13 protein-coding genes and 2 tRNA genes are annotated in these 13,226 nt (G+C 66.9%); 3 read left to right on the top strand and 12 right to left on the bottom strand.

The features are described from left to right. Nucleotides 1–126: 126 nt before the first annotated feature. From ndk to M4D77_RS21210, 11 genes are all read right to left on the bottom strand, one after another. Complete coding sequence (gene ndk / locus M4D77_RS21260) at nucleotides 127–543, bottom strand: nucleoside-diphosphate kinase (protein WP_058250057.1); 417 nt, start codon at nucleotides 541–543, stop codon at nucleotides 127–129. A gap of 38 nt (nucleotides 544–581) precedes the next feature. Further along, the gene (locus M4D77_RS21255) at nucleotides 582–1,034 is read right to left on the bottom strand and encodes a hypothetical protein (protein ID WP_065629007.1); all 453 of its coding nucleotides are present in this window, start codon (nucleotides 1,032–1,034) and stop codon (nucleotides 582–584) included. Between the two features lie 225 nt (nucleotides 1,035–1,259). After that, nucleotides 1,260–1,649 carry a DUF4233 domain-containing protein gene (locus tag M4D77_RS21250; protein ID WP_058250055.1) on the bottom strand — a complete coding sequence of 130 codons (390 nt, stop codon included), beginning with the start codon at nucleotides 1,647–1,649 and terminating at the stop codon, nucleotides 1,260–1,262. Continuing rightward, entirely contained in the window at nucleotides 1,646–3,178 is a 1,533-nt protein-coding gene (locus tag M4D77_RS21245) for a folylpolyglutamate synthase/dihydrofolate synthase family protein (RefSeq protein WP_068972581.1), read from the bottom strand. Before M4D77_RS21245 ends, M4D77_RS21250 begins: the two co-directional genes overlap by 4 nt. Beyond that, nucleotides 3,175–5,838 (bottom strand): valine--tRNA ligase, encoded by a 2,664-nt coding sequence (locus tag M4D77_RS21240; RefSeq protein ID WP_259937310.1) that lies wholly within the window; start codon nucleotides 5,836–5,838, stop codon nucleotides 3,175–3,177. The genes M4D77_RS21245 and M4D77_RS21240 overlap by 4 nt, the downstream gene beginning before the upstream one ends. A 95-nt stretch (nucleotides 5,839–5,933) precedes the next feature. After that, complete coding sequence (locus M4D77_RS21235) at nucleotides 5,934–6,509, bottom strand: molybdenum cofactor guanylyltransferase (RefSeq protein ID WP_249356193.1); 576 nt, start codon at nucleotides 6,507–6,509, stop codon at nucleotides 5,934–5,936. 175 nt (nucleotides 6,510–6,684) lie between these two features. Further along, entirely contained in the window at nucleotides 6,685–7,965 is a 1,281-nt protein-coding gene (gene clpX / locus M4D77_RS21230) for an ATP-dependent Clp protease ATP-binding subunit ClpX (RefSeq protein WP_058250051.1), read from the bottom strand. A gap of 209 nt (nucleotides 7,966–8,174) precedes the next feature. Then, a complete protein-coding gene (locus M4D77_RS21225; protein WP_058250292.1) occupies nucleotides 8,175–8,870 on the bottom strand; it encodes an ATP-dependent Clp protease proteolytic subunit in 696 nt (231 codons plus the stop codon). Nucleotides 8,871–8,934: 64 nt separating this feature from the next. Then, on the bottom strand, nucleotides 8,935–9,534 hold the full coding sequence (locus M4D77_RS21220) for an ATP-dependent Clp protease proteolytic subunit (RefSeq protein WP_078113597.1): 600 nt from the start codon (nucleotides 9,532–9,534) through the stop codon (nucleotides 8,935–8,937). Between the two features lie 279 nt (nucleotides 9,535–9,813). Further along, nucleotides 9,814–11,181 (bottom strand): trigger factor, encoded by a 1,368-nt coding sequence (gene tig, locus M4D77_RS21215; protein WP_068972583.1) that lies wholly within the window; start codon nucleotides 11,179–11,181, stop codon nucleotides 9,814–9,816. An 88-nt stretch (nucleotides 11,182–11,269) separates the two neighbouring features. Beyond that, a tRNA-Pro gene (locus tag M4D77_RS21210) sits at nucleotides 11,270–11,343 on the bottom strand. 233 nt (nucleotides 11,344–11,576) lie between these two features. On the opposite strand from M4D77_RS21210, the gene M4D77_RS21205 reads away from it, so the two are divergent. Continuing rightward, nucleotides 11,577–11,650: transfer RNA gene (locus tag M4D77_RS21205), tRNA-Gly, on the top strand. Nucleotides 11,651–11,707: 57 nt separating this feature from the next. Here M4D77_RS21205 and M4D77_RS21200 read toward each other — a convergent pair. Then, nucleotides 11,708–11,878 carry a hypothetical protein gene (locus M4D77_RS21200; protein WP_175401035.1) on the bottom strand — a complete coding sequence of 57 codons (171 nt, stop codon included), beginning with the start codon at nucleotides 11,876–11,878 and terminating at the stop codon, nucleotides 11,708–11,710. A 139-nt stretch (nucleotides 11,879–12,017) separates the two neighbouring features. Here M4D77_RS21200 and M4D77_RS23815 point away from each other — a divergent pair, with 139 nt between their 5' ends. Together M4D77_RS23815 and M4D77_RS21195 are read left to right on the top strand one after the other, a co-directional pair. Further along, the gene (locus M4D77_RS23815) at nucleotides 12,018–12,203 is read left to right on the top strand and encodes a hypothetical protein (protein WP_058250048.1); all 186 of its coding nucleotides are present in this window, start codon (nucleotides 12,018–12,020) and stop codon (nucleotides 12,201–12,203) included. 271 nt (nucleotides 12,204–12,474) lie between these two features. Beyond that, nucleotides 12,475–13,209: a L,D-transpeptidase gene (locus M4D77_RS21195; RefSeq protein WP_240198622.1), complete on the top strand. Its 735-nt coding sequence runs from the start codon at nucleotides 12,475–12,477 to the stop codon at nucleotides 13,207–13,209. The last annotated feature ends 17 nt before the right edge of the window (nucleotides 13,210–13,226 follow it).

The raw sequence follows: 13,226 nt of genomic DNA, 5'->3' as shown, positions 1-13,226 counted from the left end.
GGGCGCGTCATCCGGTCGTCGTCGACAAAGTGTGTCGGCGATAACTGTGCAAGTATCCCACACCGCGGTCGGATGACCGCAAAGGATGAGCGTTTGACGTTGCGCGTCGAGCCGAGGCGCTCGCGTTCAGCCCTCGAGTCCGGGGAACCAGAGAGCGATCTCGCGCTGTGCCGATTCGGGCGAATCGGACCCGTGGACCAGGTTGTACTGGGTGTCGAGCGCGAAGTCGGCACGGATCGTTCCGGGCACGGCCTTCTCGACCGGGTCGGTACCGCCGGCGATCTGGCGAAACGCCGCCACCGCGCGGGGCCCCTCGAGAACGGCCGCGACCAGCGGACCGGACGTGATGAACTCGAGCAGCGAGGGGTGGAACGGCTTGCCCTCGTGCTCGGCGTAGTGCCCCCGAGCGACCTCGTCGCTCGCGGTCTTGAGTTCGAGAGCCACCAGGGTCAAGCCCTTGCGCTCGATACGGCTGATGATGTCGCCGACGAGGTTGCGTTCGACGCCGTCCGGCTTGATGAGTACGAGAGTGCGTTCAGTCACGACTGACACCCTATCGACCGGCTACGGTCACGTACCGGTCAGGAGCAGTACTCGCCGGCGACCGGGAAGAAGCCGTAGTCGAAAAGGCTGCCGGTTCGCGAGCGCGGATCGACGACCACCTGCAGACAGCCGCCGGGCGAGGCGAGCGCGCCGGCGAGCGCGAGATCGAACTGTTGCGCCAGACCGAGATTCGCGGGCCGGTACTGGGCGGGCACCGGGAGGCTGGCGATGGCCTCGGGCGCCTTCATGGTCGCGGCACGCTGGGTGATCTCGTGGGTGGCGACATAGCTGTACTCCCCCGGACCGACGGGAACAGGTGCGTCCGCGGCGGGTATGAGGTTCGCGATCCCGATGGGTGCCTGGTCCTGCTCCGGTTCGGCCGCCGCCGTGGCCGGGACGGTCAGTGCGAGCGCCGCGCCCGCGAGGACGACGACGGGGAGCACGGGGCGTCGGGTTCGGGCGGAGGTGGTCCGGAAGAGCTGGAACTGCACGTATGTCCTCACATCGGGTGTCTCGAGAAGGGGTTCGACAAGCTGCGAGGATCGACTTGTCGGCCCCCGCGGCATGGGCCATTGTTACAGCAAGCCCACCTGGCCGCCCGGGTTCGGCGATAACGGTCCGGCCACAGGTCTTGCGGCCACCAAACCCCGCCCTGAGCAACGAGAACACCGCTGGTCGGACAGCCGGCGGCGAGACGGCCGTGGCCGCCGGACCGATTACTCGATCGGCTCCTGGCCGGGCAGCATCCCGCGTTCGACCCGTTTCTCGACGTCGGCCTTGATGTAGCGGATGTACAGCCAGACCGACCCGAAGACGACTCCCACCACCGCGATCGACCAGTGGAAGAGCCCCCCGATGATCAGGACGACCTGCAGGCCGAGATCGAGGTTGATCGCGTACGGCCGGCCCTGCATCCCGGCGGCCAGGATCATCGCGATGACGACGAGCGTGAGGTATCCGCCGGACAACCAGGTCAGCCCGTCGCCGAGGCGCCACACGATAGGGAACGCCAGGATCACGACGATGACCTCCAGGATCATCGTGCCGGCCATCACGCCGCGGAGCCCCTTCCACGGATCGTTCGTGGGTGGGGTGTACCGGGTCATGAGGGTTCCTTACCGAAGAGTGTTCGCGCGGCACCGGCGGTCACGACGGACCCGGTGATGACCACGCCCGCACCGGACACGCGTTCGCCGTCGGCTTCCTCGGCCAGTGCGATGGCCTCCTCGACGGCGTCGGGCAGGAAGGGTTTGACGACCACGCGGTCCTCGCCGAACACCTCCCGCGCGTACTCCGCGAGCGTCTCGGGCTCCAGGGCCCGTGGCGACCCGTTGTCGGTGACGACGACCGCGTCGAGCACCGGCTCGAGGGCTTCGAGGACTCCGCGGGCGTCCTTGTCACCCAGCACGCCGATGACGCCGACGAGTCGACGGAAGTCGAACTCCTCGGCCAGCGCCTGCGCCAGCGCCGCGGCTCCGTGGGGATTGTGCGCCGCGTCGGCGAACACCGTCGGGGCGCTGCGCAGTCGCTCGAGCCGTCCGGGGTTGGCGACGGACGCGAAACCCGTACGCACCGCGTCGATGTCGAGCTGACGATCGGCGCCCGCACCGAAGAACGCCTCCACCGCCGCGAGCGCCAGCGCCGCGTTGGCCGCCTGATGTGCACCGTGCAGCGGCACGAAGATCTCGTCGTAGACACCGCCGAGGCCCTGGATGGTGAGCATCTGCCCACCGACGGCGATGACCGAGTCGAGGACCGCGAACTCCGATCCCTGGCGGGCGACGATGGTGCCCGCATCGACGGCCGCGCGCAGCAGGACGTCCATCACCTCGGGGCTCTGTTCGGCGATCACCGTGACGGGATCGACGGTGCCGGCCGCATCGGGTTCGGCGGGCTTGATGATGCCGGCCTTCTCCCCCGCGATGGCGGTCAGGGTGTCGCCGAGATAGTCCGCGTGGTCCATCGCGATCGGTGTGATGACCGAGACCGTGCCGTCGATGACGTTGGTCGCGTCCCATCGACCGCCCATGCCCGTCTCGACGACGGCGACGTCCACCGGCGCCTCGGCGAAGACCGCATACGCCATCGCGGTCAGCACCTCGAACTTGCTCATCCGGGGTCCACCCGCCGCTGTCGACGAATCGTCGACCATGGTGATGTACGGCTCGAGTTCCCGATAGGTGTCGATGTAGGTGCGTGCCGGAATCGGCTTGCCGTCGACCGAGATCCGCTCGGTGACGCGCTGCAGGTGCGGACTCGTGATCCGGCCCGTGCGCCGGTGCAGCGCGGACAGCAACGCGTCGACCATCCTGGTGACCGACGTCTTGCCGTTCGTCCCGGCGATGTGGATCGCGGGGTATCCGTGCTGGGGGGATCCGAGCAGATCCATGAGCGTCGCGATGCGGGTCAGCGACGGCTCGATCTTGGTCTCGGGCCACCGGGTGTCGAGCTCGGCCTCGACCTCGGCGAGTTCGGCGAGATCGTCGGCGCTGTCAGTGACGCGCAGCCGCGCCGGCTCGGCGTCCGGATCGGGTTCGTCCTCCCCCAGGATCGCCGAGAGACCCAGGGGGTCGCCTGCCGCATCCATTCCCAGGACGGCTGGATCCTCTTCGGGGAAACCGGTGTCGTCGCTCACGCGCCGGCCAGACTCGCCAGCTTCGCGTTCAACCGTTCGACCTCTTCGGTCGCGATCCGCTGACGGTCCCGGATCTTGGCGACCACGTGGTCGGGCGCCTTGGACAGGAACTGTTCGTTGCCCAGTTTCGCCGAGGTCGTCGACAGTTCCTTCTCGGCCACCGCCAGGTCCTTGGCGAGCCGCTTGCGTTCGGCTTCGACGTCGACGGTGCCCGAGGTGTCGATCGCGACGACCACGGTGGCCACGCTCAGGCGGACCTCGATGGTCGCGGTCGCGCCGAAGTCGGGACCGGCCGGGTCCAGGCGCGCAAGGGAGGTCACGTACGGCAGCAAGTGTTCGAGCCCGGCTTCGCCGAGTCCGTCGAACTGCACGGCGACGCGCTGGCCCGGACGGAGGCCCTGATCGCTGCGGAAACGCCGCACCTCGGTGATCAGTCGCTGCAGATCGTCCACGCGGGCGGCCGAATCCGACGACCAATCGCGCCCGGAAGTGGTCGGCCAGGGGGCCACCACGAGCGATTCACCCCCGGTGAGCGCCTTCCACAGCACCTCGGTGACGAACGGCATCACCGGCGACAGCGCGCGCAGCAATGGTTCGAGTACCGCGCCCAGCACGAGCGACGTTGCTTCCGAACGATTCTCGTCGTTCTCGGCGAACTGCACCTTCGCGAGTTCGAGGTACCAGTCGCAGACCTCGTCCCACGCGAAGTGGTAGAGCGCCTCGCATGCCTTCGAGAACTCGTAGGACTCGAACCCGGCGTCGATCTCGGCGAGCACCTCGTCGAGCCGGCCGAGGATCCACCGGTCGGCGTCGGTCAGCGTCTCGGCGTCGGGAAGCTCCCCGACCTTCGCGCCGTTCATCAACGCGAACTTGGTGGCGTTGTAGAGCTTCGTCGCGAAGTTGCGCGAGGACTGGGCGTGGTCCTCACCGACCGAGATGTCCGAGCCTGGATTGGCCCCGCGGGCGAGCGTGAAGCGCAGGGCGTCGGCACCGAAGCGCTCCACCCAGTCGAGCGGGTCGATGCCGTTGCCCTTCGACTTCGACATCTTGCGGCCGTGCTCGTCGCGCACCAGGCCGTGCAGGAACAGGTTGTGGAACGGGATCTCGTTGCCCGGACCCAGATCCTTGCCCACGTAGGTGCCGAACATCATCATGCGGGCCACCCAGAAGAACAGGATGTCGTACCCCGTGACGAGAACCGAGGTGGGATAGAACTTCTCGAGATCCGCGGTCTGATCGGGCCAGCCCATCGTGGAGAACGGCCACAGCCCGGAGGAGAACCAGGTGTCGAGGACGTCGGTCTCCTGGACGTAGCCCTCGGGGGCCTGCTCGTCGGGTCCGACGCACACCACCTCGCCGTCGGGTCCGTACCAGATCGGGATGCGGTGACCCCACCACAGCTGACGCGAGATACACCAGTCGTGCATGTCGTCGACCCAGCTGAACCAGCGCGGCTCCATCGACTTCGGGTGGATCACCGTGGACCCGTCCCGCACCGCGTCGCCGGCCGCCGCGGCCAGCGTGGAGACCGCCACCCACCACTGCATCGACAGGCGCGGTTCGATCGGCTCGCCGGTGCGCTCCGAATGCCCGACGCTGTGCAGGTACGGACGCACCTCTTTCACGATCCGGCCCTGTTCGGCCAGCGCCTCGCGCACCTTGACGCGCGCCTCGAAGCGGTCCATGCCGTCGAATTCGGTTCCGGTGTCGGCGATCCGGGCCGATTCGTCCATGATCGTCGGCATCGGCAGGTTGTGCCGCTGACCGAGCGCGAAGTCGTTGGGGTCGTGTGCCGGCGTGATCTTGACTGCGCCACTACCGAATTCGGGGTCGACGTAATCATCGGCGACGATCGGGATCATCCGGTCGACAAAAGGGTGCGGCAGTGCGGTGCCGACCAGGTGGGCATACCGTTCGTCGTCGGGGTGCACCGCGATCGCGGTGTCGCCGAGCATCGTCTCGAGTCGGGTCGTCGCGACGACGATGTGAGGCTCGGTGTCGTCGAGTGACCCGTAACGGAAGCTGACGAGTTCGCCCTCGACGTCGGCGTAACTCACCTCGATGTCGCTGACGGCGGTCTTGAGGACCGGCGACCAGTTGACGAGGCGCTCGGCCTGATAGATCAGCCCGTCGTCGAACATCTTCTTGAAGACCGTGTGCACTGCGCGCGACAGACCCTCGTCCATCGTGAAGCGTTCGCGCGACCAGTCGACACTGTCGCCGAGCCGGCGCATCTGCTCGCCGATGTTGCCGCTGATCTCGGCCTTCTCGGCCCACACCCGGTCGATGAACGCCTCCCGGCCGAGGTCGTCGCGCGTCTTGCCCTCGGCGGCGAGCTTGCGCTCGACCATCGTCTGCATCGCGATCGCCGCGTGGTCCATGCCGGGGAGCCACAGCACCTCGTAGCCCTGCATCCGACGACGACGCGAGAGCGCGTCCATCAGGACGTGCTCGTAGGCGTGGCCCATGTGCAGCGAGCCGTTGACATTCGGCGGCGGGATCACGATGGAGAACGGCGGCTTGTCACTCGCCGCGTCCGCGGTGAAGTACCCGGCGTCCACCCAGCCCTGGTAGAGCGACGCCTCGTGCTCAGCGGGGTCCCAGGACTTCGGCAACCCGGTCTCGGGTACGGCAGTCCGGGGCGACGCTGTCTCGGGCAACGCGGATGTCTGGTCGGGTGATGTCACGGCCGCTATTCTATGTTTTCGCCGGGCCGGACCTCGCCCGGGACCCGTCCGCGCCCGAGCGCTTCGTGCTAACCCGCGGAGACCCGCAGTCTGTGCAGGTCCTCGGGCGCGTTGACGTTGACCAGCCAGTCCGGATCGGAGATCCCCACCCGATGGGTGTTGAGCGCCTCGATCGCGCCCAGCATGCGCCGTTCACCGCCGGCGACGACATCCGCGATCATCGCCGCGGCATCCGTGCGGTAGATCCCCGCCATCGGATGATCCCGCTGGGCGTCGTGGGCGATGACCGCCTGCGTCGAGTCGGTCAGCCCCAGCCGCAGCTCGTCGACCAGCTCCGGCGCGATCAGCGGCATGTCCGTGGCACAGACGAACGCGAACTCGGCACCCGCGGCAGCCGCCGCGGACAGGCCTGCGACGAGCCCGCCGAGCGGACCCGTCCCCTCCTGCTCGTCGGTCACCCAGTGCACCTTCGACGAATCGATCCCCGGCGCCGCCCGGTCGCGGATGTCGTCGACGCCGCGGAATGCCGCAGACGTCTCGCCCGCGACGACCAGGACCGGATCGCAGCGCTGGGACACCACCCGCACCACTCGCGCGAGCATGGGTTCACCGTCCCAGTCGAGCGCGGCCTTGTCGCTGCCCATCCGTCGCGAACGTCCGCCCGCCAGCACCAGGCCGGCGAGCACCGAGGTATCCGATCCGTGTTGAGTCACATCGCTCAGTGTGCTCGATGCGGCACCGCCGCGGGGCGAGATGGACAAGAGAAAGCCCCGCCCGGAGCGCCGGGCGGGGCTTCTCGTCGTCAGATGATCGTGATCGTCAGGCGCTCTTGTCGCGACGCTCGTCGCTGGAAGCCTTGCGGGGCACGATCGTCGGGAGGACGTTGTCGCGGACGGTCTCCCCGGTCACGACGACCTTCTCGACGTCGTCGCGGCTCGGGATGTCGTACATCACCGGCAGCAGGACCTCTTCCATGATGGCCCGCAGGCCGCGGGCACCGGTCCCGCGGTGGATGGCCTGATCGGCGACCGCCTCGAGGGCGTCCTTGGTGAACTCCAGCTCGACATTGTCCATGTCGAACAGCCGGGTGTACTGCTTCACCAGCGCGTTCTTCGGCTCCGACAGGATGCTCACCAGCGAGTCCTTGTCCAGGTTCGTCACCGACGCGACGACCGGCAGACGGCCGATGAACTCCGGGATCAGCCCGAACTTGATCAGGTCCTCCGGCATGACGTCGGCGAACTGATCCGAGGTGTCCACCTCGTCCTTGCTCGCCACTTCGTTGCCGAAGCCGAGACCGCGCTTGCCGATCCGCTCGGACACGATCTTCTCCAGACCGGCGAACGCGCCGGCCACGATGAACAGCACGTTCGTCGTGTCGATCTGGATGAACTCCTGATGCGGATGCTTGCGTCCACCCTGCGGCGGCACCGACGCCTGCGTGCCCTCCAGGATCTTCAGCAGCGCCTGCTGGACTCCCTCACCGGACACATCGCGCGTGATCGACGGGTTCTCGCTCTTGCGGGCGATCTTGTCGACCTCGTCGATGTAGATGATGCCGGTCTCGGCACGCTTGACGTCGTAGTCGGCGGCCTGGATCAGCTTGAGCAGGATGTTCTCGACGTCCTCGCCGACATATCCGGCCTCGGTCAGCGCGGTTGCGTCGGCGATCGCGAACGGCACGTTGAGCATCTTCGCGAGGGTCTGCGCCAGGTACGTCTTGCCGCATCCGGTGGGGCCGAGCATCAGGATGTTCGACTTCATCAGCTCGACGGTCTCACCCGTCCGGGCGTCCTTCTTCTCGCCCGCCTGGATGCGCTTGTAGTGGTTGTAGACCGCCACCGCGAGCGTCCGCTTCGCCGTGTCCTGGCCGATGACGTACTTCTCGAGGAAGTCACGGATCTCGGTCGGCTTCGGCAGCTCGTCGAGCTTGACGTCGCCGTTCTCGGCCAGTTCCTCTTCGATGATCTCGTTGCACAGGTCGATGCACTCATCGCAGATGTACACGCCGGGGCCGGCGATGAGCTTCTTCACCTGCTTCTGGCTCTTGCCGCAAAAAGAGCACTTGAGCAGGTCGCCGCCGTCTCCGATTCGTGCCATCTCGCGCTGTACCTACTTCCTCGTTGCCGGACTGTCGTGTCTGGTCCGTCGCGTCGCACGCAGCCGGGCATGGGTCATTTGATCGACACTCGAATGCCCAGTAACCCGACGGTACCCGCGTGTCGCTCGAACTTCGACCGATAAGGCCAAATGTCGCGGCAGAAAATCACCGGGACTTCTGCACTGCCACAACTACTTCTTGGCCAGGACTACTTCTTCATCGACTTCTTGCGGTACTCGAAGACCTCGTCGACGATGCCGTACTCCTTGGCCGCGGCCGCGGTCAGGATGTTGTCGCGGTCGGTGTCCTTGCGGATCTTCTCCTTGTCCTGACCGGTGTGGCTGGCCAGGATCTCGTCGAGGCGGTCGCGGATGCGCTCGATCTCGGCGGCCTGGATCTCGAGGTCGGAGACCTGACCCTGGTAGGCGCCACCGGTGCGCGGCTGGTGGATCAGGACCGTAGCGTTCGGCAACGCCGCACGCTTGCCCGGGGTTCCGCCGGCGAGGAGGATCGCCGCCGCCGAGGCCGCCTCACCGAGGCAGACGGTCACGATGTCGCAGTGCACGTACTGCATCGTGTCGTAGATGGCGAGCATGTCGGGCACGCTGCCACCGGGCGAGTTGATGTACATGGTGATGTCGCGGTCGGGGTCCTGCGATTCGAGGACGAGCAGCTGCGCCATGACGTCGTTGGACACGACCTGGTCGATCGGCGTGCCGACGAACACGATCCGCTCTTCGAACAGCTTCGCGTACGGGTCGTACTGTCGCTGGCCGTTCGGGGTGTGCTCGATGAACGACGGCAGGATGTACCGCGCTTCGATGTTCTTCAGCGCGAGGGCCGACGCGGGGATGCCGGCGGCGACCTCGGCGGGCATGCCGTCGAAGGAAAGGGAGTTGGTCATCTGTTGCTCCATTGGGTAGAGGTGGCTCGGCGGTGGGTACGGGAGCGGTCGTCGGACCGGGGTCTCACCGACCCGGGCGCGCGATCACCTTGTCGACGAAGCCGTACTCCTTGGCCTCTTCCGCGGTGAACCACTTGTCGCGGTCGGCGTCGGCCTCGATCTTCTCGAGCGGCTGACCGCTGAACTCGGCGTTGAGCCGGTTCATCTCCTTCTTGGTGAGCGCGAATTGCTCTGCCTGGATGGCGATGTCGGCCGCGGTACCACCGATGCCGGCGGACGGCTGATGCATCATGATGCGCGCGTGCGGCAGTGCATGTCGCTTGCCCTTGGCGCCGGCGGCGAGGAGGAACTGCCCCATCGACGCCGCCATACCCATCGCGTACGTCGCGACGTCGCATTCCGCGAGCTGCATGGTGTCGAAGATCGCCATTCCGGCGGTCACCGACCCACCGGGCGAATTGATGTAGAGGTGGATGTCCTTCTGCGGGTCCTCGGCCGAGAGCAGCAGGATCTGCGCGCACAGCCGGTTCGCGATGTCGTCGTCGACCTGGGTGCCCAGGAAGATGATGCGCTCGCGCAGCAGACGCTCGAACACCGAATCGGTCAGGTTCAACCCAGCCACACCCGAACTCATCGTGGGTGTGTGGATGGTCGGCTCACTCACGGGTTCCTACCTTTGCCTTGTTGTCATGACCTGCGCGTCACCCGCGGGTGACGCGCACGCACATCGAATGCTTCTCTGATGACGTCCTCACCGACACTAACCAATCGACACCCGCGGACACTCCCGAGGACACGCCTCTTCGCTGAGAGCAGAACGGCCTTCGGCACCGTGAACGGCCCGTGCGTGATGGTGGACCGACGGCGATCGCCGGCCCTCGTACTTCGAGGACCGGCGATCGCGGAGGAAACGTGCGGGCTGTGCTGGACCGCGGGAGCCCGATCAGTTGTCGGAGTCGGACTCGTCCGCAGCGGACTCGTCGGCGTCGTCATTGCCGCCGAAGTACTCGGCGGTGTCGACGGTGGCGCCCTTGGTGTCGGTGACGGTCACGTCGCCGACGATGCTCGCCAGCGACTTGCCGCGCCGGACGTCGGCGTAGACCGCACCGACCTGGTTGGCCTGCGTCAGCTGCTGGATGAACTCCTGCGGCTGCATGCCGTAGCGCTGGGCGGTGAAGATGATCTGCTGGGTCAGCTCGTCCTGGCTGACCTCGGTGTCCTGCTGATCGGCGATCGCGTCGAGCAGCAGCTGCTGCTTGACCGACTTCTCCGCCTCAGCACGGGACTCGGCATCCCACTCCTCGCGGGTCTTACCCTGCGCCTCGAGGAATTTGGCGACCTGCTCGTCGTCGTGTCCGAGCGCGTGGATGACCTGGTGCTGCTGACCCTCGACCTCTTCGTCGACGACCTTCTCCGGCAGCGGGATCTCGACGGTCTCGAGGAGCTTGTCGAGCACCGCGTCGCGGATCTTGTTGGCCTGCTCCAGCTTCGCGGACTGCTCGACCCGCTCGGCGAGGCTGGCGCGCAGCTCCTCGACGGTGTCGAACTCGCTGGCCATCTGGGCGAACTCATCGTCGACCTCGGGCAGCTCGCGCTCCTTGACCGACTGCACGGTCACCTTCACGAGGGCCTCCTCGCCCGCGTGATCGCCGGCGACGAGCTTGGTCGTGAACTCTTTGTCCTCGCCGGCCTTCAGGCCGATGAGCGCCTCGTCGAGTCCGTCGATGAGCTGGCCGGAGCCGACCTCATGGGACAGCCCCTCCGTGGTGGCCTCCTCGACGGCCTCGCCGTCGACGGTCGCGGCCAGGTCGATCGACACGAAGTCGCCGTTCTCCACGCCGCGCTCGACGCCCTTGAGGGTGCCGAAGCGGGCGCGCAGGCCTTCGAGCTGCTCGTCGACCGCCGCCTCGTCGACCTCGATCGCGTCGACCTCGACCGACAGGGTCGAGTAGTCGGGCAGGGTGATCTCGGGACGGACGTCGACCTCGGCCGTGAAGGTGACCGACTCGCCGTACTTCAGCTCGGACAGGTCGATCTCGGGCTGGCCGATGGCCTTGGTCTCGGTCTCGGCGACGGCCTCGGAGTACTTGGCCGGGATGGCGTCGTTCACGACCTGCGCGAGAATCGAATCGCGGCCGACACGGGCCTCGATCAGCTTCGCGGGCGCCTTGCCCGGACGGAATCCGGGGATCCGGATCTGCTGGGCCAACGACCGGTAGGCCCGGTCGAAGTCTGCCGACAGCTCCTCGAACGGGACCTCGACGTTGAGCTTGACCCGGGTCGGGGTGAGTTGCTCGACAGTGCTCTTCACGCCTGAATACTCCTTATATCTACGGTGGTGGAAGTTCGGTCGTTCGCGGGCCGTGCACCGGGTGACCGGTCGGGCCACATCGATCAAGTCGGGATGACAGGATTTGAACCTGCGACCCTCCGCTCCCAAAGCGGATGCGCTACCAAGCTGCGCCACATCCCGGGGTCCGAACACGCGAGGGAACCCCGGAGGGCGACCGCGCATCAGGGCCAACAAGAGATAGTACGTGCCACCGCGGCCGGGCCCGCGCACGGGTGCCGCGGCGACGCCGGAACCGATGGTCGTCCGTCGGATGCCACCTCGTCGCATCCACCCCGATTTCGGTTCCGGCGCCGCTGCCGGTACAGTCACTCATCGCACGCGACGCCGGGATCTCGACGGTCACCGCGAGCAACGCGGGTGTAGCTCAATGGTAGAGCCCTAGTCTTCCAAACTAGCTACGCGGGTTCGATTCCCGTCACCCGCTCCACCGGCTCGGAGACACTGTCTCCGAGCCTTTTTCGTCGGTCCGGGCTACTCCGTGCGCCTAGTTGGGCGGCTCCGGCGGCTTGTTCCACGGCAACGGCAGGGGCGCGTACTCGTAGACGATCTCGGGAGTCGCCTCCTCCTCCGGGTGCCCGGGTGCCGACGAATCGCCGGGGCCGGTCGAGACGATCGGTGGTGGGCAGGGCGCGAACTGGCCTGGCGTTTCCCTCACGTTCCTCCGCTGTCTGCGAACCACATGCGATTCGGGTCGGCGATGTCACAGATCCCCGCCCAAGTCACCCAACCGGACCACATCCCGCCGGTCCGGACTCGTCCTGTGATCCACGCCACACCTGGCGTACCGTTGACCCATGTCCTCCAGCCACACGAAAACCCAACGCCGGTGCGGATCCTGCGGCGCACCCCTGTACGTCCGCCGAGACGTGACCGAGTCCGAGGCCGGCATCGGTCGCGTCGACGTGATGCTCGTCTGTCGGGACGAGGCGTGTTCGCAACCTGCGCAACACCTTCGCACCGAACATCCACAACCCGCCTGAGCGGGAACACGGCGCCCCGAACGAGCAGTCCCCAGTGGGACAAACGATCCTGTTGCATACGAGGGTCCAGCGGCCACAATGAGTCCACGCCGGAACCCGCTGCGTATGCGCGACCTCGAATGTGACGACCGTCACACGCGGTGTCGACAACGACGCTACCTCGGGTTTTGCCACGTCGTACTGAGGGTTCGCGATGGCGGCGTCATTCGGCGTGACCCGCTCCTTGGACCCAAGGCAACGGTTGTGTAACGATGGTTCCGCGCTCAGGCCGATGCGCGAACGAACCATCGAACCGAAGGTACGACCTGTGTTGAACTCTCACCTGCCGACCCCGCGCGCCTCGCGCCGCCGTTCGGCTCGACGACTCGCGGCTGTCGTCTTCGGCGTCCTGGCCATGACCCTCGCACTTCCCGGCGTCGCCAACGCCGTCCCGGTCACCGTGATCCCCGGCCTGCCGCCGGTCGAGATCCCCGCGGTCCCCGGTCTGCCGACCCCGCCGGCGCCGACCACCCCCGAAGCTCCGCAGCCGCCGCCGTCGACGACCGAGGAGAAGCCGGCCGGGCCGGTCATCCCGAACGTCAAGACCGAGACCGGTTACATCGCCCTGGCCGACGACAACACCCACACCATCACCTGGTGGCACAACGGCAAGGTCGTCCGGACGATGCCGATCTCGATGGGTTCGGACAAGAACCCCACCTCGAACGGCGTGTACTACACCAAGGAGAAGTACCGCGACATGTACATGGACTCGTCCACGTACGGCGTCCCGGTCGACTCCGCCGAGGGCTACCGCACCTACGTCGAGTACGCGACCCGGATGTCGTGGGACGGCATCTTCATCCACGGCGCCCCCTGGTCGGTCAATCAGCAGGGTCGCAGCAACGTGAGCCACGGCTGCATCAACGTCACCAACGATCACGCCAAGTGGGTCTACGACAACGTTCCCCGCAACACCCCGATCGTGGTGCGCAACACCATCGGTGGGAAGTATCAGAACACCTAGTCTCGAGCAGACTACGA

This window comes from Gordonia sp. p3-SID1431 (genome assembly GCF_025143765.1).
Lineage (GTDB): Bacteria > Actinomycetota > Actinomycetes > Mycobacteriales > Mycobacteriaceae > Gordonia > Gordonia hongkongensis.
This window is presented reverse-complemented; position numbering and strand designations above follow the sequence as displayed.

What these genes read in the sequence shown, in the direction of transcription:
- M4D77_RS21250 (WP_058250055.1), bottom strand. Translation starts at nt 1,649, where the DNA reads ATGACCCGGTACACCCCACCCACGAACGATCCGTGGAAGGGGCTCCGC.
- M4D77_RS21235 (WP_249356193.1), bottom strand. Translation starts at nt 6,509, where the DNA reads ATGGGCAGCGACAAGGCCGCGCTCGACTGGGACGGTGAACCCATGCTC.
- clpX (WP_058250051.1), bottom strand. Translation starts at nt 7,965, where the DNA reads ATGGCACGAATCGGAGACGGCGGCGACCTGCTCAAGTGCTCTTTTTGC.
- M4D77_RS21225 (WP_058250292.1), bottom strand. Translation starts at nt 8,870, where the DNA reads ATGACCAACTCCCTTTCCTTCGACGGCATGCCCGCCGAGGTCGCCGCC.
- M4D77_RS23815 (WP_058250048.1), top strand. Translation starts at nt 12,018, where the DNA reads ATGTCCTCCAGCCACACGAAAACCCAACGCCGGTGCGGATCCTGCGGC.
- M4D77_RS21195 (WP_240198622.1), top strand. Translation starts at nt 12,475, where the DNA reads ATGCGCGAACGAACCATCGAACCGAAGGTACGACCTGTGTTGAACTCT.